Annotated in this window: 21 protein-coding genes; 4 read left to right on the top strand and 17 right to left on the bottom strand. The window is 58.8% G+C overall.

Going from position 1 to position 23,942, the window contains the following annotated elements:
- Positions 1-66: 66 nt before the first annotated feature.
- The 3 genes from Harman_RS18360 to Harman_RS18350 form a co-directional block, all read right to left on the bottom strand.
- Positions 67-612, bottom strand: a complete 546-nt coding sequence (locus Harman_RS18360; protein WP_137685158.1) for a hypothetical protein — start codon at positions 610-612, stop codon at positions 67-69.
- Between the two features lie 182 nt (positions 613-794).
- Positions 795-1,235 carry a hypothetical protein gene (locus Harman_RS18355; protein WP_137685157.1) on the bottom strand — a complete coding sequence of 147 codons (441 nt, stop codon included), beginning with the start codon at positions 1,233-1,235 and terminating at the stop codon, positions 795-797.
- An 815-nt stretch (positions 1,236-2,050) separates the two neighbouring features.
- The gene (locus Harman_RS18350; protein ID WP_137685156.1) at positions 2,051-2,623 is read right to left on the bottom strand and encodes a hypothetical protein; all 573 of its coding nucleotides are present in this window, start codon (positions 2,621-2,623) and stop codon (positions 2,051-2,053) included.
- A 94-nt stretch (positions 2,624-2,717) separates the two neighbouring features.
- On the opposite strand from Harman_RS18350, the gene Harman_RS18345 reads away from it, so the two are divergent.
- Together Harman_RS18345 and Harman_RS18340 are read left to right on the top strand one after the other, a co-directional pair.
- The gene (locus Harman_RS18345) at positions 2,718-3,077 is read left to right on the top strand and encodes a hypothetical protein (RefSeq protein ID WP_137685155.1); all 360 of its coding nucleotides are present in this window, start codon (positions 2,718-2,720) and stop codon (positions 3,075-3,077) included.
- A gap of 36 nt (positions 3,078-3,113) precedes the next feature.
- Entirely contained in the window at positions 3,114-3,812 is a 699-nt protein-coding gene (locus Harman_RS18340) for a hypothetical protein (RefSeq protein ID WP_137685154.1), read from the top strand.
- Positions 3,813-3,999: 187 nt separating this feature from the next.
- Here Harman_RS18340 and Harman_RS18335 read toward each other — a convergent pair whose 3' ends face one another.
- The 13 genes from Harman_RS18335 to Harman_RS18275 all read right to left on the bottom strand — a co-directional run bounded on the left by Harman_RS18335 (position 4,000) and on the right by Harman_RS18275 (position 19,608).
- Entirely contained in the window at positions 4,000-5,523 is a 1,524-nt protein-coding gene (locus Harman_RS18335; RefSeq protein WP_137685153.1) for a primase-associated protein, read from the bottom strand.
- Positions 5,520-6,404, bottom strand: a complete 885-nt coding sequence (locus Harman_RS18330) for a DNA primase (protein WP_137685152.1) — start codon at positions 6,402-6,404, stop codon at positions 5,520-5,522. Before Harman_RS18330 ends, Harman_RS18335 begins: the two co-directional genes overlap by 4 nt.
- Complete coding sequence (locus tag Harman_RS18325; RefSeq protein WP_137685151.1) at positions 6,401-10,225, bottom strand: ATP-binding protein; 3,825 nt, start codon at positions 10,223-10,225, stop codon at positions 6,401-6,403. The genes Harman_RS18330 and Harman_RS18325 overlap by 4 nt, the downstream gene beginning before the upstream one ends.
- Positions 10,218-12,452 (bottom strand): VirB4 family type IV secretion system protein, encoded by a 2,235-nt coding sequence (locus Harman_RS18320; RefSeq protein WP_200830981.1) that lies wholly within the window; start codon positions 12,450-12,452, stop codon positions 10,218-10,220. The genes Harman_RS18325 and Harman_RS18320 overlap by 8 nt, the downstream gene beginning before the upstream one ends.
- Positions 12,436-13,557 (bottom strand): hypothetical protein, encoded by a 1,122-nt coding sequence (locus tag Harman_RS18315; RefSeq protein WP_137685149.1) that lies wholly within the window; start codon positions 13,555-13,557, stop codon positions 12,436-12,438. The genes Harman_RS18320 and Harman_RS18315 overlap by 17 nt, the downstream gene beginning before the upstream one ends.
- 6 nt (positions 13,558-13,563) lie before the next feature.
- Positions 13,564-14,625: a hypothetical protein gene (locus tag Harman_RS18310; RefSeq protein WP_137685148.1), complete on the bottom strand. Its 1,062-nt coding sequence runs from the start codon at positions 14,623-14,625 to the stop codon at positions 13,564-13,566.
- A 2-nt stretch (positions 14,626-14,627) separates the two neighbouring features.
- Positions 14,628-15,458 (bottom strand): hypothetical protein, encoded by an 831-nt coding sequence (locus Harman_RS18305; RefSeq protein ID WP_137685147.1) that lies wholly within the window; start codon positions 15,456-15,458, stop codon positions 14,628-14,630.
- Positions 15,455-17,188, bottom strand: a complete 1,734-nt coding sequence (locus Harman_RS18300) for a hypothetical protein (RefSeq protein ID WP_200830980.1) — start codon at positions 17,186-17,188, stop codon at positions 15,455-15,457. Before Harman_RS18300 ends, Harman_RS18305 begins: the two co-directional genes overlap by 4 nt.
- A 28-nt stretch (positions 17,189-17,216) precedes the next feature.
- On the bottom strand, positions 17,217-17,636 hold the full coding sequence (locus Harman_RS18295) for a hypothetical protein (protein WP_008364408.1): 420 nt from the start codon (positions 17,634-17,636) through the stop codon (positions 17,217-17,219).
- A gap of 6 nt (positions 17,637-17,642) precedes the next feature.
- Positions 17,643-17,921 (bottom strand): hypothetical protein, encoded by a 279-nt coding sequence (locus tag Harman_RS18290; RefSeq protein ID WP_008364407.1) that lies wholly within the window; start codon positions 17,919-17,921, stop codon positions 17,643-17,645.
- Positions 17,922-18,130: 209 nt separating this feature from the next.
- Entirely contained in the window at positions 18,131-18,310 is a 180-nt protein-coding gene (gene xseB, locus Harman_RS18285) for an exodeoxyribonuclease VII small subunit (protein WP_137685146.1), read from the bottom strand.
- 2 nt (positions 18,311-18,312) lie between these two features.
- On the bottom strand, positions 18,313-19,365 hold the full coding sequence (gene xseA, locus Harman_RS18280) for an exodeoxyribonuclease VII large subunit (protein ID WP_137685145.1): 1,053 nt from the start codon (positions 19,363-19,365) through the stop codon (positions 18,313-18,315).
- Between the two features lie 75 nt (positions 19,366-19,440).
- A complete protein-coding gene (locus tag Harman_RS18275) occupies positions 19,441-19,608 on the bottom strand; it encodes a DUF1931 domain-containing protein (protein ID WP_137685144.1) in 168 nt (55 codons plus the stop codon).
- A gap of 71 nt (positions 19,609-19,679) precedes the next feature.
- Here Harman_RS18275 and Harman_RS18270 point away from each other — a divergent pair, with 71 nt between their 5' ends.
- On the top strand, positions 19,680-20,612 hold the full coding sequence (locus tag Harman_RS18270; protein ID WP_137685143.1) for a hypothetical protein: 933 nt from the start codon (positions 19,680-19,682) through the stop codon (positions 20,610-20,612).
- A 53-nt stretch (positions 20,613-20,665) separates the two neighbouring features.
- Here Harman_RS18270 and Harman_RS18265 read toward each other — a convergent pair whose 3' ends face one another.
- Positions 20,666-22,942 (bottom strand): DEAD/DEAH box helicase, encoded by a 2,277-nt coding sequence (locus tag Harman_RS18265; protein WP_137685142.1) that lies wholly within the window; start codon positions 22,940-22,942, stop codon positions 20,666-20,668.
- A gap of 716 nt (positions 22,943-23,658) precedes the next feature.
- Between Harman_RS18265 and Harman_RS21665 the strand changes: the two genes are divergently transcribed.
- Positions 23,659-23,847, top strand: a complete 189-nt coding sequence (locus Harman_RS21665) for a hypothetical protein (protein WP_200830979.1) — start codon at positions 23,659-23,661, stop codon at positions 23,845-23,847.
- Positions 23,848-23,942 lie beyond the last annotated feature (95 nt).

Genomic DNA, 23,942 nt, shown 5'->3' with positions numbered 1-23,942 from the left:
CACGCTGCGCACGCTGTCGCGCGCTGCACGCCTCCCGGCGCCGACAAACAGCCCAGTTGGAGGGCATCAGTCCGGCCGTGGGTCGCGGTAGCCGATGACGGCGACGTCGTCGATGAACAGGACGCCCTTCATGAAGTCGAGTTTGGTCAGGCTGTGCTGGTAGAGGTTGTGCCGCCCGAGGTAGTTCACCGGCACGATAAGGCAGCCGAACTCGATCTTCGGGCGGCCGTCCTTCTGTGTGCGGTAGCCTTTCTGGAACTTGAGGAGGTCGTCGCTGACGTTCTTCCGCTCGCTCTTCTCGACCTCGATGGCGATGCGGGCGTCGGCGTCGTAGAGATCGACGCTGTAGTTAAACCCCTGATGCGACCAGAGCTTACAGTTCGGGTTGTAGCCGCCGGCGGCGTCCCCTTCGTACTCGTACTGCGAGAGCCCGTCGGCGATCGCGGCATCGAAGCCGCCGACCTCTGTGTGCTTCGTCGAGCCGTCGAAGACGCTTGCTGGGACGGCCTCGACGGCCGACCGAATCGACGCCAGCGCATCGTCCGGAAACGCCTCGGACGAGGTTTGGGTACGGCGCTCGCTCAGTTTGGTGACCTCCTCGACGACGACCATACTCGCTCTCGAGGAGTAGCGGCCCGATAAAACCCGTCGCGACGGCCGTTCGAGTCGACCGGTCGCCAGGATTCATTCACTCGAGGAGTCGGGCGGTGGGTGGGGGCGAGGGAGTGGATCCAACCCCAGATTTAACCAACAGTGTGTCGGTATCGGTTCGGAATGTTGGTTAAGTCTAGCCGCTACGGCGTTCGGAGCTCTCGAACTGGCTTCACGACGAAGGTGTCTGGCTCGCTGGCTGCTTCTTCACCTGACCGCTCCGCCGTCGTTGATGCCGACCGCGTGAGCTGGGTGATAAGCTCGTCGCGAACGGTTTGTCGAGGGACGGTGGTCTCGTGCCAGCCCAGCCGGTTGTCGAAGTGCCGCTTCTGGAACTGCTCGCCGACGTCGTCGGCGGCGACGTACTGCGTCCGCGTGGCCCGTCCGATCTGCCGGGAGACGAAAACGGCGCCCACGGCCTCGTGCGTGACCTCGACGAGGGCACACTCCACGAGCGCGACGACCGACGCGTGATCCCGGTCGGTCGGAACCGTCATCTCGAGGGCTCCCCACGGCGCTTCCCCGCCGGGAGTACTTGCTGCGTGATGCGCTGCTCGTGTTTCGCTGCGTCGTTCCGAAGCCATCGTCTATCGGGGGCACGTGATGTACCCCGCCACCCCCTCGCGGGGGCAACAGACACCACCGAAACGCACCCTGTCAATCTATGCGCTACATCTGATACGCTCGTTACTCAACTCTCTCTGTGACGGCCCCTCGGCCTGAGAGAGCCGGCGGCCTTCGCACATTGCATATCGCCTCTTTCTTTGGACGAAAACCGCGATATGCAAGACGATATCACGCCATCAAATCGGAGAAGAACATCGTCGGGCCGATTTGAGAGCGTAGAAGATACCTCGACGAGTTTCAGGATAATGCTGTGATTTCAGAAATTGCTCGACGGTGGGGTAACGAAAGTGATTTTGGTCGTATCTGGATTCTTGGGACCGCTGCTTCACCTGTGCTAAGTCTCTCGAGGTCATCCGATTCGACCCTTCTAATCGTGAAATACCCCCGATTCTATCAATTCCGGGCGTGTTAGCATCTGAGAATTGCTCGACGGGGGTTCAGAAGAATCTGATTCTAGTCCGAAGTATAATCATCGACATACTGAGGGGAGCGGATCAGCTGAAACCGTCCTAACTCACAAGCCTGGCTTGCTAAATTAGGGGATTGATGCAGAATGCTGCCGATGTTTGTTTCGCGCTTTCGATAGAGAAATTGCCGTTAATTAGGTGTACGTTCTTACCTACAACTACGCCGATATTGGACTTAAATGGGTAGGCGGACTACGCATTAATGGAGAAAGCGGTAGGGTCACCACAAGATGGCCAACCCAACTCTGCCTTTGGCCAAGCACCGGTATTCACTACTAAGGTCCGTAGCGACTCATCTGAAGGGGTTACTCTTCTGGAGTGTAGCGAGCTACGAAGACTTCGGGCTTCTCGTACATCAGGCGGAGTGATGTAGTGAAATCCGCAACTGCCTCTGGTGCCTTCTCCTCGTTTTCTCGGTAGTACGCATCGTACTCATCTGCCTGAATCAGATACCAGATCGCCCCTTCAGAGTCCTCGATACGGACCTCATGGTCGGGGACCTGGGTTTCATCGTCAGGGAATGGAGCATCGTCGTCGATAATGACCGAGAAAGGTTGGTGCTTCTCGACCTCAGACTGATCCGCTATTGGCTCGTCTGGGAGTGTTTCCGGTTCGAACCAAATGTCTGAGAGGTCCTCTTGGTCGTAGATAGGACGATGTTCCAAGTGGGACTTCTCCTGGTCCCACAACTCCTCGGGCCGTTCGTAGTACTTGACCAGCGATTTTACGTAGTTCGGGAAGTATTCTACTCCTGGCCCTTCGAACCCCCAGTCCTTGCGATACCAAGGAACGATCTCGAACCCATTTGCCTCGTAGATTACAGCGTGTGATTCTCCAGTCAGCAGTGTTAGTGGAAGACCCTCTGGTTCGGGTGGCATTGTTCCTCAGTTCAGAGCACACATGTATGATAGCTCGCTTTCAAGAAGCAGTTTCACAAATACCTTCATACATATCCCACCTGAATCCCGTTCCATGTCCGATAAGGTAGACGAATTCGAGGACGCAGTCGAGGAGGAAACGGAACACGACATCTGGGTCGACCAGCACATGGGTGACGACATCGGCTGGTTTTTCGTCGATAGCGAACTGGAGTTTCAGGGAGAAACGTTCGACGCCGAGCTGGACTTCAACCTTTCAGAGGAGGATATCTCAGTGCTCTATGCTGAGATAACAATCGACGATGAGGACGAACGAAAATCGATCCTCGAAGAAGAGACATCGCTGCTCGATGCCGGCGGAGACGATCTTCTATATGAGTACTATCCTGAGGAGAACGAGGTTCAGGATCTCGTCGACGGCCTACGCGAAGTCCACTCTGGCGTTTTCTACTGAATCAACTTTATGTGAAATCACAGCAAACTGCCGCCAATGGTGGATCTACGACTAACTCTTCCTGATCTCTCCGGTTTAGATGCGGCACTATACAAATTAGATTCTGAGGTAATCGATATCGTTCTCTCTGCTCAACGGGCGTTCCCCGAAGAGGAACTGAGGAAGGCACGAGTAGCCCAGAAAGTGGGCATGTCTCCTTCAACAATCTACACTCTCAACAACGCCTTCCAGCCGATCCAGTTGGACATCCCCGTCTCTACGATAGTCGATCTTGAGAACACACTGAATTCCGTACTGCAACAGATCGACTCCCCGAGCATCCAGGCGGACCTCGCCACAATCCAAATAACTCAACGAAAGGCGTCCACCTCTACACCATCCACCACATCTCCTGTAAATCCATCACATGAGATACCACCGGAAGAACGGATCCTCAATAAGACATCGTGGGAAGGCAGAGATTGGTATCAGGACCGTATCTGGGAGATTGCAGTGACGATTGTCGACCATATTTTTCTGAAGGCAAAACAGGCTGGAGAGTTGACGGATGCAACAGAGGATGAGATCGCTGTCGGGATGACTGCAGTTGCTTTCGTGATTGTATTTTTCTTGACTTCGGGGATGGTTGCACCGATCACCGCAGCGGGAGCTGCGGGAGGAATCACAAAGGTAGGAATCGGAGCATCAGAAGGTCGAGTTGAACGGAAAGGACTGGGTGAAGGTGACGACGAGTGAAGACGGGGGTACGGATTGAATTCTCGGAGATGGCGGAATCTGAGTAACGGCAAGACGCTTGGATTGGCCGATATCTGTCTCTTCTGTACTTAGCGATTCAACGCGATGGTCGATCCGCACTCTCTATTCAGCAGAGTCGCCAAACCAATCACAATCTAGGGTTCCACAAATTCGGGGAGTCTATGCTTTAGAATTGCTCAGTGGGGCCGGCAGACTCCTCCTCAACCTGCTCGTACATCTCATCCGGGAACGGAAGGCTGCCCCAGATCGAGTAGGGGCACTGGTCCTGGCCGATACAGTAGCGCTGCAGATCGTCGTTATCGCAGTTCATCGGCAACGGCGTGTCGCCGTCGATCGTGTTCGAGAACTCGTAGCGGACCTGGTATTCGGTCTCCTGCTCGTCGTACCACGGCCACCGGGAGAAAACGTCCTTGAGGTCCGCGACGATTTCGTCGAGGCTGCTGTCTTGGTACTGCGGGAGCCACATCACCATCCGCGCGAAGTTGTAGAGATCCTTCCGAACCGGCTTCTTCTCGTGGAGTCGCTCCTCCATATTCGCCATACAGGGGAATTCGAAGAGATCCTCAATCTCTCTCACCTCGATCTGTTCGGCGCCGGTTCCGGCCCGCCCGATTCGATAGGTGTTGACGCGCCCGTCGCGGTCGATCGTGACCGCCGAATGTGACTCGTGGTCGGCCAACGTTTTGGCGAGACTGCTCGGACTCGAGATCCAATCCGTTACAGACGATTCCCAGTCGTCCCCGGCATCGTACGCCTCGACCGCTCGATAGAGCTCTTTCGCTGTAAGGAACTCTCCTTTCTGGGCGACGTCGTCGGGGGCGTCACTCAGGGCTCGCCGGAGCACTCGAATCGTCCGTTCGCCACGGTCCCAGTTCCGCCAGATGCGCTCGTGATGGCCGGTCTCGAGGAATCGGTCGATCCGCTCCGTGATGGCCGACTCGTTCGTTGTCAGCCACGTCAGCTGCTCCTCCGAGAGCCCATCCTCCTGTACCTGAAGGAGCTTCTTGAACGCCCGCTCAGCGTAGTCCCGATACTTGCTGTCGAAATCACCGACCGGGACGTACAGCTTGTTGTCTTTGACTCGTGTCAGCATCTTTCCGCCATCGTCACTTCCCGTCGACGCCTCGTCCTCCCGAACGAGACATTTGCGTGATGCCGCCGCCATCGGGATTTCGAGGTACAGGCCATCCCCGAACTCCGGCAACTCTGTGATGCTCGTACAGACCCGGCCGGGATGCGGTCCATCCTCGCCGGGCTCCTTGCTGTAGAGCACGTCTGCGATGTCCTGCTGGAGCCCCCCGTCACCGCGAGCACGGATGAGGGAGGCGAGATTGTTGACGTACAGCTCTCGGATGTCGTAGAGCACCTGGATGTTCCGGGGCGACGCGTGCTCGAACTTCGGGTGCTCTTTCACACAGATCGCACTCAGCGTCGCGAGCACGGCGAGCGTCCCCGGCTCGTCGACGAACGGCTCCACGGAGGCATCGGTACGAACCTGCTCTTTGAACGCCGCTGTCCCGAACCGCTCGATGTCGTTCACGAGGTCCTCGGGTTGGTCCTCGCCGTCGACGACGTATCGATTGTAGCCACGCGTAAACAGCTGGTTGATACGGGTCTCACCGTACTCCAGCGGGAGTGCTGCAACTCGATACGCCATGTCCTCGTCGTCGGTAGGCGTACTGGGGCTCATTCGTCGATCACCTCGGGTGTCGCCGACCGAACGTCGAACGCCGGGCTCTCGATGGGTTGAACGATGCTACAAACGTCGGCGTGAAGTGAGTAGGGCAGACGGGCGACCCGCCGGCGGTCGGCCGTTACGACGGGGTCGATGGGGATGTCGTACGTCTCGAGGAGGAGGTCGTTCAACACCTCGCGACTCTGCTCGTCGTATCGGTGCGCCGGGTCAGAGTCGAGGAGGTAGACGTGGACACCCTGCCCGCTGTAGACGACCATCGTTTCCTCGGCGTCGAAATCGTCCTCGAAGATATCGCGCACCTCGAACCCGTACTCGATGGCGCGGTCGATATCTTCGAAGGCGTACGGATATCCCTTGGGAGCGGCGTCGAGGATACCCGCAGCGTCGAGGAGCGCATCGTCGTCCCGATCGTCGAGGTCCGCCGACACCATCTCGTCCGCTCGGTCTCGGGCGATCTCTTTGGCGTCGATGTCGACGAGGAGGACCCAGGGACGTTCCCAGTGATCCAGCGCGTAGTAGACGGCGTCGGGCCGTGGGTCCGGTTTCTCCAGCACCTCTGGATCAGCAAGCGCGAACTCGCTCCGTCCCAGCGGGTCGTTGCGCGCTGGATGCCGAATGAACTCGACGACGTCCTCGAAGTCGTCGAACTCGGGCGTCGTTCGGTCCCCCGATGGATCTGTTTGCCACGTATCCCGCCGGATGAAGTCCTTGTCCGGCACCTCGTCTTTGCGAACCGGGTGGGACTCGCGGAAGGCGATGGCGTACTGTTTCGGGCCGGTCGCCGTGATGAATTCCGGTAGGTCGTCCAGATAGCGGGGGAACTCCTCGGCGTAGTAGGTGTAAATCTCTTCGCGGGTCGCCTGTCGCCAAGTCATTGGTTGAGTTCTTGATCGAGATTTTTGAAGCCCCGAACGGTGGTCAGCCCCGAAGCATCGAACTCGTCGACGGCGTCTCTGATGGTCGCGAACGACCGTGCCGCCCGCCCGCTGACCCGCTCTTCGATCCGATCCGCGTCGGCAAGGCTATCCAGGACATCGAGCGCCGTCTCGCGATTGTTGAAGGCCCAGATCGCGTCGGCGTCCACCGCGCGGAGTTTGTCGTAATCCTCGACTGGGGCGTGCCGGTTGTTACTCGCGAGCTCTGCTTCGCCGGCCCAGACGAGATCGCCGTCCGCGTCGAAGCCGGCCACGTCCAGTACCGTGCTGTCGTCAGTTTCGTAGTACGGTTCCACGCGAACGACGTCATCCCGCTGCTGGAGCCAGAGCTCGAGGAGCCGGACGCCAACCTTGTGTGGCGTTTTCTCGCCGAGATCGCCCGCTCCTGGTCCCGCCTTCAATTCTCTCCCCAGGAGGTCTCGACCGTCCGGGAGGACGGTGTAGTACTTGCGCCCCGCCGCGGAGTCCGCTTCCAGGAGATCCTGCTCTGTGAGCCGCTCTATATGGAGGTCGTCGTATTCGTCCCGAAGCTGGCTCATCCTGTCCAGTAGCGTGTACTCGTCGTCCTCTCGATTCATCACGTCGAGGACCCGATTCAGGAACCGAACGTCGTCTCGACTGAGCCCGCGTTGTTGGAGTTCGTCATCGGGGACGGGCACGCTGCTTTCCTGAACGGGTGTTGCCCCGTTCTCCGGCTGCGTTGCTTGGTCACCAGTTGGTTCCTCGTCCGTCTCGGTGGCCTGCCCGAACAGGGGGCTCATCGCTGCCTCGCCTGCATCTGGGTCGCTGTCCGCCTCGGGCTGGGTGGTCGACGTCGACGCGTCCTCGGTCGTCGATTCGCTGATGAACGCGGATTGCGTCGGTTCCGTTCCTGAGTCGCCGTCGGCAGCTGAGCCCGTCGTCTCAGTCCCCGAACTCCCCCAGCCAGTCTCCTCTGGGGCAGTGCTCGACTCAGTCGGCTCTGTCAGCCCGTACTGGGCCTGTGTCCGTTCGACCATCCGTGGCCGGGACACGGACTCGAAATGGTCTTCCTGGGGCTCTGTGAGTGGCTGGTCGCTTTCTGGATGCCCCGGCGCAATCGGGAGCGGCTTTAACGAAAACGGCGGCGGACCAGTCTCCCCGAACGACGGACTCGGGAGCTGCGCAATCCACTCGCCACTTGGGAGCGTGTTGATTCGGTTGCGGAGTTCGGTCGGGCTGAGGTCCTCGTGGGCAAGCGACTCCGCTAGGTCGCGCTCGATCGAGATGTTCCCGATAAGCTTCGTCTTGATGTTGTTCAGCACCTCGTCATAGGCTCGCTCGTTCCGGTTCCGCACCTGCTCGGGGAACTGCATCACGAGCCCCATACTCAGGCCGAACGATCGGCCCTGCGGCAGTAGCTGCTCGGAGACCAGTTTCGTCGACGCGACCGGCGCCGCCTCCTCGATGATAAGGTTCGTGAGCTTCTCGTAGTCGGTCTGGCCGTCGCGCCGGCGCACCTGCACGGCGTCCCAGAGGTTGCTCAACAGCAGTAGAGTAATCGCTCGCTGGGCCTCCGGGCGGAGGTCTCCCAGGTCGAAGATGATGGTCGCATCCTCATCGAGGAACTCGCGGAAGTCGAAGCGATTGTCGACGTACTCGCCGGCGTCGTTCTGCTCGGGGACGTGGCTGAAGATTCGCCGGAGATGTGCGTCTTCTTTGAGCTTGTCGAGGCGATTCCCAACGGCGTCCATCGACACCTGGAACTGGTGGTTGTCCTTCGCGAAGTGGCGCGTCAGCGATTCCTCGATGTTCTGGTTGTCCGCTGAAACCGGGGGAATCGTCTGGTCGCGCTGCATCCGGAGGGCAGCAGCGAAGAGATCGTCCAGCCCGAACACGTCGCTCCCGTACTCCTCGTCGAAGAGCGCCTTGATGAGGTAGCTGAGGATCTCGTTCGCGACGAACGCCTGGCCGTACTGCTCGCGGCCCATAATCATCCGGAGGATGTCGTGGAAGTGGTCGACCTTGTCCTGAATCGCGTCCTCGCGGTTCCGCCCCGCCTCGAGTGCGGGGCGGATGTCGAAGAACGAGAACGCGGGAATCGTCTCGGGGACGCGGAAGTGGTAGACATCGTCGAGGCCCCCGAACCGCTCGTAGTGGCAGCGCAGGTAGTTCTCACACATCCCGTCCCCCTTCGGATCGACGAGGACGACAGGGCCACCCGTCGACTCGCGCAGGGAGAGCGCATCGTTGATGATGGCCTTCGACTTCCCGCCGCCCGTCGACGCGAACCGGCCGTAATGCGTCGGCAATAGGTCCGGCGGGATCCGGATGGGGTCCGGCCGTGGCTCACCGTTCTCGTCGAGTGCGTAGCCGATGGCCATCCCGTCCTGGAACTGCTGGATCAAGTCGGGATTCGGCCACGGGAGCGGGTTCCGACTCTGCTGTTCGGCCCTGGTTCCCCGCGTCCCTTCGACGGTCAGCTGTTCGGAGGAGGGGACGAGAACGAAGTTCGCGAGCTCCGTCCCACAGAGAACCAGCTCGGGGCGGGTCTTCCCCCGGCCCGTCGTCAACTCGCGATTGAGGAGGCGCTGGAGAGCGGCCCGCGCCTTCTTCTCCTTCGTTTTCTCACGGAAGCCGCTGTCCCGGAGGCGTTGCCCCTCGACCTCGTAGAACGGCCCATCAAGCGGGTCGAACACCGGGAGGAGCGAGTCCATCCGACCATCGAGATCGTCGCGGGTGTTGTCGGTGGGGACGCCGACGGCCCGGATGTTGACCGTGAACGACCGTTTGGCGTTCTTCGCGTCGATGTACTCGATGCGCTTCTCGACGGCCTCGCTGAGCTGGCGGTCGTCCTGGTCGCTCCGCTGGTCCTCGACTTCGAGTAGCGACCCGACAACCTCCTGGAAGAACGTGTCGCGGCCGTCGACGAGATCCTCTTTCCGCACCTCCGCGTCGGACTGCCAGCTGGCACGCCGTTGAAAGACGACCTGGAACGCGGTCGGCGCTGTCGCCTCCATCAGGTGGTCGATCAGCGACGCCAGCGCCGCGCCCGGTTCGTCGACGGACGAGAGGTCGCCGTTCGTTTCCTCTGCCGTGAACGGCGTCAGCGAGGTCATCCAGTCCTGCTTCCGCGACGCGGAGCCACACCACCGGACACCGAGCGGCGAGACAGCGTCTTGTGCCGGGCGAGCCAGAATCGTTCCCGCCGGTGTCATCGTCGGCTTCTCGATGGCCCGTCGCTCTTCCTCGTCGTCTGGAAGCGCATCGGGCGGCGCTAGTTCGAGAGCTGAGTCTCCGACAGTAACGTGATGATCGGGGACCCTCGTGGCTGCCGTACCGCCGTCGACAACGGGGTCGGCTTCGGCTGTCTCGGAGTCCCCTGATTCCTCGTCGACGATGTCGTACTGTTCTGCCGGGTCAAACTCGTACTGCAGCCGCCCGGCCTCGTAGTGGTCGACGAATTCCTGGGGTGTGAGCTCGATTGGCTGAATGAGCCGAGCGGCGACGTCGACGTCGACGCGCTCGATGTCGAACGTGGCCGGATAGATGGAGCGGAGGCGCTTCTCGAGCGTATCGAGGTGCGCATCGGCCCCGTAGAAGAACTCTACTGGGTCGTCCGGGCCATCACTGATCGCGAGGAACTCGAACCGGGGTGGTGTCTCACTGTGGAGTGGGTTCAGCTTCGCCCCGAGACCCGACGAGCCGGGCGTGGTCAGCTTGTGGAGGCTGTCGAGAACTCGGGAGATACTCTCCGGGTCAAGCCGCTCGGATGTCGGTGTGACGCGCAGGTACTCAGCCATCGTTGGTCCCCTCCGTGGACCCGCCGTCTGGCTCAGCTTCGACGGCGTCTGAGTCCTCGTTCAGTTCGCTCGTTTCGTTCGTTCCGTTCGTTGCTCGATGTTCGAGCTCGTCCTGGAACTCCTTCATCTCGGTATCAACGGCGTCGTCGCCGGCGCCAGGCAGCGAGGACCGAACTTGGGAGGTCGGGTCGAAGTCGATGACCTGTTTCTCCTTGGGCATCGCTTTGACCTGGATGCCGCGCCACTCGCCGTCGACGCCCACCAGCGCCTCGGAGAAGCCGGCGTCCTCGTTGCCGGGCACGGCGTCCTGAACGAACCGCATCTGCGCGTAGTTCAATCCGAACTCGTCGGCCCACTCCTCGTCCATCCCGTCGAGGCGGTGGAACTGCTTGACCGCACACTGGTCGAGGATGGCCTCGCTCTCGGCGTGCTCGAAGAACTCGTCGACGGTCTGCGTGACCAGCCGAATCGAGAGATCGTGGTGGCGGTGGTGGCGGAACACCGTCTCAAGGAACGCTAAGCTCGCGGCGTCCTGCATGATGTAGCGCGCCTCGTCGATGTAGAACACGACCTCCTTCTCCGAGACTTTCGCCCGCTCGTACACCAGCGAGATGAGTAGCTGCATCGTCAGCGCCGTGCTGCTGTCGACGCTGCCCTCCTGCTGGGCGAGGTCGAGGTAGATCACCTTCTCGTCGCGGATATCGAAGTCGGACTCCTGGCCGAGGTTGCCGTGCCGACCGTCGTCCTCGAAGGGTCGGAGCTGGTCAAGGAGCCACGTCGCGTCCTCTTTGATCTTGCCCGCCTCCTCATCGGACCGGACGACGAACTCCTCGGGCTCGTCGACCATGTCCTCGAAGACGTCCATCATATCCTGAATCGTCGGACTCGGGTTGTCGTGCGTCGAGATGTCGTCGGTGATCCCGTTGCGCTTGTACGCCCGCTTGAGCCCGAGTTCGAGCGTCGTCCGGCGGTCGCCAAGCGAGATCCCGCGGAGGGCGAAGAAGTTCGTCAGGAAGCTCATCGCGTCGTCGAGCTTCTCGTTGAACGGGCTCGCGTCTTCACCCATCGCCCGCTGGACGTGTTCGGGCGTCTCCCGAATCTCCAAGGGGTTCAGTCCGAGCGTCCCTCCGACCGTGATGCGTTTGGCATCGAGCGCTTCCGCGACGCCGGCCCAGTTATTCAGCGGCTCGAGGATGATGCCGATACGGTCCTTGCTCTGCTCGATCGACCGGATGAAGTTCTGCTTCGAGCTGAACGACTTCCCCGAGCCGGTGTCGCCGACGGTGAACATCGCGTACCCGTTGTCCCGGGCGAATGGGTCGATGACCACCGGGCTCTGGTTGTCCTTGTGAATCCCGAACTCCACCCCGCCTTCCTCGAGGATCGTCGCGTTGTGCGGCGAAGACAGTAACGCGCCGACGGCGCCGCCGAGCGCAATCGACGTCCGCCCGAACTCGTTGTCGCCGATAGGCGCGGCCGACTGAAGGGCGAGATCCTGCCGACAGATCGCCGTCTTTGGTGTGAGGTTCGCCGGGTCGTCACGGAGAGCGCTCTTGACCTTCTGGACGGCGTCGCGGAGGTCCTCCTTCTCGTCAGCCCGCACCGTGATGAACATTCCTTGGTCGAAGACGTTCGCGCCGTTCTCGACGGCCTTGTACGTCGCTGCGGCCTCGTTGGCGCGTTCCTGCAGGTAGGCACTCCGGACGCTCTGTTCGAGGTCAGCATCCACCTGAAGGTCGTCAGCGATGTCCTGCAGTTCGTTCCGGGCCCGCTCCTGATTCTTCGGCATGATGTGAGCCGTCAGGTCGAACTGCACGTCGGTCAGCTCGAAGAGCTCGGAGAGGTAGCCATCGTTGGGGTAGTCCGAGTAGTCAGCGATGTACAGCGTCGTCGTCCACTGTTCGCCGACCCGTGCCGCACGCGTTTCCCACTCGATTGCCGCCGGCGCGGTCACCGTCTTGTGTGATTCGGCGATGTCGTCGAGAAGCTGGCGTTCGGCCGCGCCCTGTTCGATGGTCTCCTCGTCGAGGAGGTCCGAAAACTCGACCTCTTCCTCGTCGTCTTCGGTGTACCAGTCCCAAAGGAATTTCCCGCCGATACCGACCAGTACCGCGAGCAGGATGTAGAGAGCCGCACCTTCAGCTGAGGTTGGATTCGTGAGCCACTCTGTGAGCTGGTCGACGGCTCCGCTGCCCGTCTGGAGGACGAGGTTACGCATCGTGGTCATCCTCCCTGCGCGAATGGCCGATGATGGGTTGTTCGCGAACGACGCTCTCTGCGTCGTCGTACTCGTGTTCGCGGCCGTTCCAGAAGTCCATATTCAACACGAAGAGTTCGACCGTGCTGAGCCGACGTGCGGACCAGCCCGACGCCTGCTGGATGAATTCTGACCGCACATCGTTGACCCGGCTGTCGAGCTTCTCGAACATCTGTGCGCGGCGCTCGACGTCGGTGAGGTCCTCGCGGCGGGTCACGAACGGGTTGAACAGGAACCCGATGACGGGGAACTGGGTGAGCTTCTCGGCCGGTGTGCCCTCGTCCCGGAAGCGGTCGTAGACCTCCAGCGGGGTGACCTCGACGCCGATGTAGTACCGCACCTGCTGGATACCCCGCTCGCGCATCTCCTTCGGCCGCGTCTCCCGATACTCTTCGAGGAGTTCCCGGAAGATGGGGTTCTCTTTGACGTCCTCGTCGTTCAGGCGGTCCTCGATGTTCTCCGTGATCTGTTCGACCGGGAACGAGCGGGTCGTGGCGTGGAGTTTGAGTTTCGAGTCCAGTTCCTTGTTGGCGAACTCTTCGCCGGCGTCCTGGAGCTGTGCCCAGTCGTCGGACATCGCGAAGTCCATATTGCCGGGGTCGATCTCGATGAACGCCTCCATCGTCCCGTCATCGCGCTGGATCGCGCCAGCGCCCGGCCACGCTCGTTCGATGTTCGTGAGGTCCTGCGTTCGCTCGTCGGGCTTGAATGGCGTGTAGTTCGCGAGCCCGCCTTCGTTGCGCTCTGTCTCGTTGGTACTACTGTCGGCCTCCTCTGGGGCGCTGAAGGTGATCTGGGGGCGCTTGACGTAGCGATAGACGTCTTTCGTCCACGTCCACGCATTGAGGTGATCCGGTGAGACGTAGACGATCGCGACGCCGAACCCGAAGCCACCTGCGACGAACGGGAGGGCGAGTGATTCGATGCCGGTGAGGCCGGCGATGAACAGGCCGACGATCGGGAAGGCGATCAGGACGCCAACGTCGCCTTCCTCAATGTTGAGGTAGGGGATGCGACTCTCCTCACCGAACTGGTCCATGATGCGCCGTGCGGCTGCGTCTTGGTCGATGGACATGGATTGTTAGTAGCTTCCAGGATCGTTCTCGGTCCGCCGGTACGACGGCGTCCCGCTGTCTTCGTCGCTGTTCGCGCCCCGGGCTGCAGCTTTCTGCGCCACAGCGTGTCCCGCTGCGGCCTTCGGTCCCCACCGGGCCGCGGTCGTCGCGACGCCGGCGCCGCCGATGTAGGCCCCAGCGGCGACACCGCCGATGAGGGCCGCTCCCTTCGTCGCACCACCGAGAACCTTCGCCGTCAGCGGGGTCGCGTACTTGAACGTCTTCCACGTGACATAGAGCGCAACGAGGGGAAGTGAAGCCGCAACGAGATACTTGAGGAACGCTGATCCCGGCGTCAACGTCCCTCCAGAGTAGAGTAGGTCGTATCCTTTGAGTACTATCGCCGCAGGCAGGGGTAGGATGGCCAATGGGACGAACCGTTTGCTGAACCCCATCGCGACATCAGAGAGGACAGGAATGTTGCCATAGGCGACGGCGAACGCGATGGGCATCCCGTACAGGTAGACGTAAAGGAGAATCTGCCGGATGTAGAACAGCGCCTCCAGTGCCCACATCGAAATTCCTCCGATAAGAGCAAAGAGGAGACCAAGACCGGGGTTGGTAATCGACCCCGTTATGAACTGCAGCATAGCAGAGCCCAGCGAGGACAGCTCCGGCATCAGGGCAATCGTGAACCCATCAACAAGGTAGAGTGCGAGCGCCCCAATCCAGTACCAGGTAATAATCAGAAAGGCTCCGACCCAGGCAGTCTTCTTGGTCTTCCGAGCCTCGTACGCACTCCCGATATTGAAGATGCGGATGGTGTGTCGTCCCTGAACGCTCATCACGAGTAGCAGCAGAGAAATCAACATGATCTCGCCGCCGATGAGCCCTTCTTGGATTGCTGGCCAAGGGGCGTTACTTGGTTCTCCGAAAATGAACGTCCCGTCAGTCTGGGGAGTCGGAGTGCCAAACATCTCTTCGGTCAGCGTCTGATACCCCGACCGAAGCCCGTCCATGAACAGACCGATGAACCAATCGACGACGTCTTTGAATCCCTCGAGAACGACGTCTATCAGGTCCACCATCGTTAGGCCTCCGTGATTGAAACCTCGCAGTCACTCATCTCCGTGGATCCGGAGTACTGTACATCGAAGGATTCGGACACCTGGTCGCCGTCAACCTGGGTTCGGACTGTGACGGTGAACTGGCCGCTGTTCCCGTCCGGGGAGCATCCCATTCCCTCCTCAGATTCGGAACCAAACGGGAACGAACTACTGAACAGGTCGGTCGTTTCTCCCGGCGAGATCACCACCTGCTCGGTTTCATACATCCCGCTACCTCGGGGATCTTCAACCGGGTTTGGAACATCACCGGAGAAAATTAACTCAACAACCGCTCCTGGTCCGCTTCCGGTGTTTTCGACGGTGACGTACGCTTCCCCGTTCTTTAGCCGATCCGTCTCGGTATCTCCGTAGACTTCGTCCCACGGCTTCTCAGGGTTATTCCGGTAAAGACCGACCTCTTGAATTCCAATTTCCGGCTGAATCAGTGAGGAACTCTCAGATATCGTTTCTTCACCGCTGAGAGCCACGACAGTATACTCTCCAGGCTCGTATGAAGTTCCGATCTCGAAAGAGACCTGTTGTGACCCAGCAGCGGTTTCTCGCTGACCGAACAGCTCCCCATTCGGCTGGACGAGGTTGATCTGGTCGACTTCCCCCTCTGAGGAGTATTCAACGACGAGTTCTGTCCCCTCTACAGTGACTTGCTGGATGACTCCTCCTTCATCAGACGGTGTTGAGTTCCCGCCACCTGGGGAATCGCCGCTGTTGAGGCATCCGGCCACGCTCACGAGAGCGGCGCCGGCGACTGTTCGGAGGGCGGTCCGTCTACTGAGGTGGGGATTGTCCTGAGTCATGGTTTCTGTCCGAAGATGTCTTCTGGGCCGAGCATCCGCAGGAGGCGTTTGCCAGCGTAGAACATCACGAAGAACGGCAGGAGCTGCCAGCCGACCTCGAACACCAGCGCAAACCAGCCGTCGATCGTCCCGAGTGGGTGCCAGCGGGCCGTCGCGGTATCACTCACGTACGCAGGGTCGTGGCCGATCCACGAGCCAGGGTGGTACCGAGCCGTGTAGATGCCCGGTTCGTCGATGGTCACGATCGCCACCCCGGAGGCGTTGGTCTCGACGCGCTGATCCGCGACCGTGATGTACCCGTTCCGAGTGGTGCCGCCGATTGGATACTGACGGCTATCGTCGAGCGCGATCGGCGCACCAGTTTGATTGTCCCGTAGTTCGACCCTGAGCGTCGCTTGGGACTGATTCTGCTGGATGACCTCAACAGTGAGATTGCTGCGGCGGAGCTGCCGCTCGGAGCCGGCGTCCGGCTCGACGATTGACGCATTCACGCCCCGGACGATTCCCGCAACGTGGAGGGCCTCTCGGTCGACGTTATCGGCTCGAACGGCGACGCCGTACGTCGTCGTGTACGACTGGTTGACGATGTCGATATTGATGTTCTCACCGATGGTGCCGACTGGCGACGGGCGGTCAGTCCCCCAGGTCTCGATGAGTTCCGGCCCGTCTCGAACCGGCTCGGCACGCGGCCCGATACGAGAGGGATAGGCGTGGACGTACACCGGAATCGCGTCTGACTCGACGGTGGCGCTATCCGTGCGATTCGACCGAATGAGCGTATCCCAGTTGGTGTTCCGAGCGGTGTAGAACCGCCAGATGCCACGGACCCGTGCCTCACCGTCCTCCGTGAGCGCATACCCCTGCCACGGCCGCGACTGGAAGATGGCCACGCCGGCGTCGCCGTTCGGATACTCGGCGTAGTAGGGGTACGCCGAGAGGTCGTAGATCTCGACGGCGATCGAGTCCGAAACGTTTCGGGATTCTGTCCGGTAGGTGACATCGACGTCTGTCCGGTCACCTAGGTCGGTTCTGACGGTCTTCTTCAGCCGGACGCTAATCTCCGCTTCCAGCGTGAGATTCGCACTCCAGTCGTCCTCGATCTGGTAGTCGAGGGCAGGCGTGTGGGACCCAGCCTGGGTCGCGATGGTCTCACCGTCCTTTTTCAACCGGACTTCCTCAATTTCGTGCTCCGTGAGCGACCACGAGATAGTTGTGTTACCGGAGGAGCTCCCGTTGGGTACGCGAACGCGGTAATCAACGAACCCGCGCATCGTCCCATTCGGCGCGATGTAGAGTGGGGTTTCACCGGACTCGAGGTGTCCACGAGTGGAGGGCTGGACCGCGAAGATCGTTGCGTGAGCATCTTCGATGAAGACGCCGTCCTCGAGGTTCGCGTGCGGCGGATGCACGGACGTATCTGGGCCGGCGGCGTCGAGGTCCTCGAAGTCGTTCCGCGTCCACGTCGCCGCTGTCGCGGGCGGCCGTTTGAACGTAATGTCCGTCCCGTTCGCGACTTGATGGACAGCGGAGCGGTCCTCGCCGTAGCGCTGGCGGTACTCCTCTTGGGTGATGTAGTTGTCCGCATCACGTGACCACAGCGTTGCCGACTCGTTTTCCGTGAGCCCGTTCCCCTCCGTACCTGGTCGTGGCGGGTCAGCGGCGACGATACCCGTGACTAGGCTCGTCGCGAGCAAGCCGGCCATGAGCACGGAGAGCTCTCGATGGTTCATAGGGCTCGCAACGGGGACTGTAGGGTGGTTACCAGGGGACGAGGTCGACGCACTGCGCCAGCGGGAGGCCCATCATCGACCCGGCAACTGTATAGAGCGGGCCGAGCACGACGAGAACGACCGCGGACTTCATCGCCGAGCGCTTGTGGCGCTTGAGGCCCTTCTTCTGCTCGGGATTGAGGGTGAACATCTCGATGAGGGAGTCAGCCTGCCAGACGATGGCGAGGCCGACGATCCCCAGCGCGGTGGTCAGCTGGAAGAAGCCCTCAATCATGCTCGGGAGGTTGTCTGCGCTACAGACCGCGTTACTCTGGGCGGCGACCGGCTGGACAGCGAACAGGCTCAGGAGGACGACGGTGAGTGCTGCCTGCCGAGGGATCTTCCCGGTCAGCGGTGACTGGTTTTCGACGCTACGCTCAGGGTCGGAGGGAGTCTGGTCCTGTGACATAGCGGGTTAATCATCGGTGGCGTCTCCAGCCGTAGGCTGGTTCTGCTGCTCTTCGACGAGCGACTGGAGGTCGTCGAAGCGGTTGGTGTCCTCTGCGATCTCTTCGAGCGTGTAGCCCTGCTCGCGGGCCCGTTCGAGGAGGTCGCGGAGTTCATCGGGATCAACACCGCGGACTTCCATTTCCTCGCGGAGGGCGCGGCGATAGAGGGCGGAGGCGTTGATGTGGTCGTTCCACATCAGGTACAGGTCATCGATATCCTCGATGGTGACTGACCTCGTAATCATACATGCGGGTATGGGTATGCACCGGCTCAGTCCCGGTACATATTGGCGCGGTAGCTGGATGATACCTAAATGCTTTCTGGCCAGCAAGAACTGCAAATTTGTTGAGTAAATTATAACCTAATTACTTGTTTCCCTCGTAGAAAGACTTAACCAACACTTGTCGGTAGGGGTAGAGTTCTGTTGGTTAAGGGTGTGATTCCGCTCACTTACTATAGCTCCACAACCTCGCCGCTTCCCTCGTCGAGGAGCTCTCGCACCTCCCTCAGGAGTTCCTTCCCTTCCTCGTGGAGGGCTGTACCTTCATCGAGGTCGCATTCGTCCGCATCGAGCTGCTCAATAATCTCCTCGACGCGACTTAGCCGATCGTGAATTTCGGAGTCGTTTGCCACGGTTAGATCACCCCCAGCCAAAGCCCGGTGATGACCAACAACAGCAACAGCAGCACTACGATGGCGACCTTGTAGTAAATCGGTGGGAGGCCCTCGGGTGCGGTCGCTTCATCGACTGTTTCGGCGAGTTCCTGTTCGTGTTCGTGCTCCTGCTGGAAGGTCTCGTACGCGGCGTCGAGCTGTTGCTCCAGCGGCTCGATCTCACTCGCAAGGAACTCTTGGCGGGAGTTTACGATATACTCGCCGGCGGCGGTTGGCGTGATCGTCGCGACGTCCGCCACCTGATCCGCGATGAGCCGGTCATCGGTGTGTCCAATCGCGGTGACCACCGGGGTATTCGCGGTGAAAATCGCCTCCGCGACCCGCTCGGTGTTGAAGGCTTGGAGGTTCGAATCGCTCCCCCCGCCACGGCCGACGATGATGGCGTCGACGTCCTCCGAGCGGTCGAGATGGTGGATGCCGTTCGCGATGGACGTCGGCGCGTTCGACCCCTGGACGGTTGCGTCCTTCACTAGGATGTCGACGGTGGGGTCCTGTACGTGAATTGCGTTCTGGATGTCGTACCGGGCGTCTCCTCGCAGGGATGTGACGACGCCGACCCGCTCCGGGAACGCCGGCGGTTGCTGTTTCTGCTCGTCGTCGAACCAGCCACGCTCTTCGAGTTCGCTTCGCAGTCGCTCGACTGCAGCCGCCTGGTCGCCGTCGCCGACGACGATCACCTCCCACGGTTTGAGATCGATTTTCCCACCTTCGACCCAGTAATCGATATCGCCCTCGAGGATGACTTCGGTCCCGTCCTCGAGATCGGCGTCCATCTCCCGGTAGCGGTTCGCCCAGATCATACAGGGGAGCTCGGCGTCGCCGTCGGTGAGCGTGAAGTAAAGCGCCGTGTTGTTTTGGTGGAGGTCAGTGACCTCCCCGATACAGCGGACGCCGTTGAGGGCAGGCGTGTCCTGGACGACCGACGCGATTCGGTCGTTCAGCTGGGACACGCTAAGGACCTCTCTCGCATCGGGTTCGACCGCCTCCCGTTCGGTATCCGGTGCGTCCGCCATCTCCGTTTCCTAACTTCTGAACAGGAACCTCAAAAAGCTACGTTCGAGCGACGGGGTGGGCTGCGTTACGCAGGCTTACAGATCGCGGGGCTGGACCGTCTTTCGGTCGTTGGCCTCGGCACGCTCTGCGGCGTCGTCGAGCAGTTCGGCGACCTCTTCGTTGAGGGCGTCGTAGAAATCTGCCGAGACGTTGTTGTCCGCGAGTGCGTCTTTCACGGCTGCTTTGACGATTAGGTCAGACATTGCATCTCAAAATCTACCAGCCACTATATAAACAGTCATTCTTTGTATCTGCATCACTTCAGAGAATCAGTATGGAAGACCTCGATTTGGAAAATCCTTTAGCAAATTTATGGCGCCGCAATTTCGCGTTTGGCTACTGGGATAACCGAATCAAGAAACTCAACCCTTACAATCGGTACGATGGGATGGACTCTCTCTATATTTTGGCTCAATTAGCGGATCTATATGCCCACCTGTTCGCGGTGAATACACGGAACCCCGAGCAGCCGTGGATGATGGTGAAAGAGGATACCTATACATATGATATCACTAGTGTTCTTGATGAGCTTACAGTCGAAATTGATGACGGTGAGATGGTTTCAGTTAGCCGCTTAGCAGAGGAGCCGGAGGGTCTAATTGAGTTTGAGCAGGTCATCGACGAAATAGATGCAACAGACCGGGAGATGATCGCACGAGAGTTCTTAGGGTGTTCCGCAGTCTACGACGAGGAAACAAATGAATTAGACTTCGTTGAAGATCCCGACCTACATATCGCAGCTGCGAATGCTGCCCTCAATTTTTGGCGAGGATTCCGACCGCTACTGAATGATTTGAAGCACGGATTTCGCGTTCTACCAGTCACGATGGCGGATATTGAGTGGCTTTGGGAAGAGGGGCTTTTCGGACAGCTGGATACCGAGGTTGAAGACCTAATAGACGACATGGAAGCTGTACAGCAGGACCAATGGGGCTTCTTTTTCCTTAGACTTCAGACGGAGGCGCTCGGGGACCGACATTACGACGCTGAGTTGAACCTCTACCATGTGAACAGTGAGGTGTGCAAGCAGATGTCGAAGGTGATTTTGAATCTTATCTACAACCTGATTATGGGGCGAGAAGGCGGACAAACTATAGCAGAACCGATGTCAGAAGCAATAGAGCAGTCCAGTTCTACAGATGTCTACTCAATCCAGACCTTAGAGCATATAATTACGATGAGTCTCCAAGTAGAAGAGCCAATGTAGCTCCCCATATCGGCATATGGCACTAATTTGTGGTATTCGTTTTCAGAGATAGTCTACCCGACCATCCTACCTTGCTCGTGGATATAGTCCAAGAGACGACGATACAGATCGGCACAACTTGTAGAAGTATCGCGGTGGGGAGCGATTGAGGAGAGTGTATCCCAATCACCAACTAATACGAGTCGCTTCTTTGCACGAGTGAGTGCAACGTTCAATCTACGAGGCCCCTCATTTGGGAACGCCAAGAACCCAGAGTTGTTTCGGTCATTACTCACCGTAAAAGAGACGATGATTACCTCTCGTTGACCTCCTTGGAAGGAGTCGATGGTTTGTACCTTGATTTTCTCTGCTGTCTCTGTATCAAATTCTGAAGCTAGCTCACTCTCTACGAGACCCTTCTGACCAGTATATGGCGTGATCACTCCAACGTCACTTGCATCAACTCCAGCGTTCAGTGATCTCTGAACTTGTGCAACGACGACCTCCGCCTCGGATGGGTTTTCACGTGAATTCCCATGATCAGATTCCGGGTTGGAGATATTTATTCCAACTAGCGGTTGTAACCCGGAGATAGTCGCCGATCTGTTCGGTTCGCCGTGGAGCAAAAGCCCATCGTAGAACTCCTTATTAGAGAAATTGGCGATAGATTCGTGCATTCGGTATTGCCTTCTAAGTGTGGTCTTCGCATCGTCTCCGAATCGGTCCAATATATGCTCAAACAACGACGGATAGAACACTTCATCTGACGCGGTTTCAGCAGAATGGTACGGCGGGAGTTGCTTGTGATCGCCAGCCAACACGAGTTTTGATCCAAGCTGAAACGGGACTGCAGTTGCTGGGATACTCGCCTGCGTTGCCTCATCAACCACAATCAAGCTAAATCGGGCCAGATCAAGTCGATCTGCGCTGTTGGTCGTCGTTGTAACAATTTGAGCCCGGTCCGTCTCTTCATCTGCATAGTGGCTGGAAACAACTCGAGACGTGATTTGGTCTCTCCGGCCGATTCGTGCCATTCGGTACCCTTCTGCTTGAATTATCCCGTGGAGTGACTCCTCGTCAAGGTCATCCAGACTGCTCTCTCCAGCGATCAGATTATCTACTGCTTGATTTGAGTGCGCACAGACTAAGACACGTTCCCCCGACTCGACTGCCGACTGGATGACCGCTGTTAGTGTTCGGGTCTTTCCTGTTCCTGGTGGCCCATGAATACAGTACGCATCCTCCGCTCGAAGAGCATTAATCGCTGCTCGACGCTGGTAGGAATTCAATTCGAGCGAAGTATTCAGTGAAACCGATAGGGGTGCATCGAACGAGAGAGATGAATCACCTGCTAGAAGCTGCTTGCCCGAACTGGAGTCGGCCATCTGTCGGAAAGCCGAACGCTCGCGCTGGAAAGCAATATTTCGGTCGAGGATCGCAACAGAAACCCGGTCTGCCCGTCGGAGATCATCCTTCGCTTGAGAAGTCCGAGTTGTCGCCTCCCAATCAAGCTCTATGTTGAAATCACTCAACCCGACACGCGTAACGATGCCCGGTACGATCGGCGAATTCGAATCACCACCTGACGCAACCCCGACAATGTTGCCCTCGTGGATTCCGTAAGTCGATTGGACTGGATTACGGTGCGTTCCAGAACCTGGTGCTGAAACAGAAATACGATCCTCAGCTAAACTGGAGTATCCCGCAGAAGCGATTCCATCTCCGCCTTGTTCCCGCTGCAGTCTATCGATAGACATTCCTCTATTGGAGTCCCAGACAGACCGTCGTTCCGCCTCCAACTCATTCGCCATCGCCTGCTCCGTTGCGTCGATAAAGTCGTCATATTCATCATCCGATAGGGGAGCAACAGCCGAGAGTTCCCGTGGTGGTTGTGGCGGACGATCATCGAAATACTCAGAAGGCAAGTATGAGGGTAGCTCAGATGGCGAATAACTAGAGTGCCAGAACCGCATTCGATACGCTAGATACGTCGATTCAGCCTCTCTGACCTCTCGGAAATCATCCCCGCCCGTGTTACCATTCAGAAAGTGTAGCTCATGTGGGTCAGAATCATCACTAAGTAGGGTCTCATCAGTTTCTCGGCGATAAATAAGATATTCTCCAGTTAGCTCTGCCGACTCATCTTCGTGGAGAGGAATAAATACTTGACCACCTTGCTGAACCAGTGTCTTTTGGACGCGAAAGGCATTGATGATCTCTCCGACTGGAATCGGTTCCTCGAGGTTCCAAGAGTCATCGGACTCGATCACAGACGTAGAGACAGACAGTTGAGAGAGCTGATGGTCGCCTTCAAGAAATGACTCGGTAACTGAATCCAAGTAGGCCTCCATAGTCGAGGAAGATACGCTACCGTAGTATAAAACACGGGCAACGCACTGTTAGGCTAATTCCCTGATGAGAGGTGCATTACCTCGATCTCTAAGCTAATTTTCTCTACTTCTGAATACGATCTCTATGGGTCTATCTGAAAGCAGTCCGGGCAATAGTCCCAGTCCGCCTGTTCGTGGTGAGAGCGGTTGTTACACTTTCGCGGATTTCCGTTTAGGTGGTCCAATCCCCAATCCGGATTTGGAGCTTTTCCGAACAGAATTGCCGCCTCTGTCTCCCCCTGCCCGGTATGGTTCGTGAGAAGGTGAACAGGGCAGTGCTGGCATTCCCAGAGCGCGACGTCAACGCGATCATCGTACCTTCGTTTGATGACTTCCTTTCTCGTCCATTCGTGAATGCCGTGTGGTCCGCGACACGGTGCGACATCAGTACGGTTTGCTAATGCTCCCTCAAACGACCGTTCACGACCGAACGAGTCGCCGTTCTTCCAGTCGTCAAAATCGTCCGCAACATCGGGATAGGGGATAACAGCGTCACGAAGAACTTCGATGTCGACCTCTGGTGCGAGCACACCCTCGTAGTCGTATACGAACCTGGTTAGTTCGTGATCGTACCGCCGGCGTGATCCGCACCACCAGCAGTATTCGTATTCGTACCCATCCGGATGTGCATATCCTGGTACTTGGCTCCAATTGTGGCTCCCGTATTCTTCGACGAAATGGCAGCCTCGATATTTCTCCTCCCAGTCGAGATTCGCTTCAACACGAGTGTCGAACTCCCACGGGTCGTACTCACGGATGCTGAAAGCACGACCGTCGTCGGCTTGGAACGCGTCATCGACGACCTGATAGTCCAGCTGCTCGTCACCGAAGTCCTCATAGTAATTAAGGAAGTTATTTACCGATAGATTTTGTAGAGCCGGTAATGGGTCGGCTCGACGAGATCACGCTTGAGGAACTCTACAAGCTCAAAGAGCAGATAGACGAAGGAAAGCCGCGAGAA

It is taken from the genome of Haloarcula mannanilytica, assembly GCF_005406125.1.
Lineage (GTDB): Archaea > Halobacteriota > Halobacteria > Halobacteriales > Haloarculaceae > Haloarcula > Haloarcula mannanilytica.
This window is presented reverse-complemented; position numbering and strand designations above follow the sequence as displayed.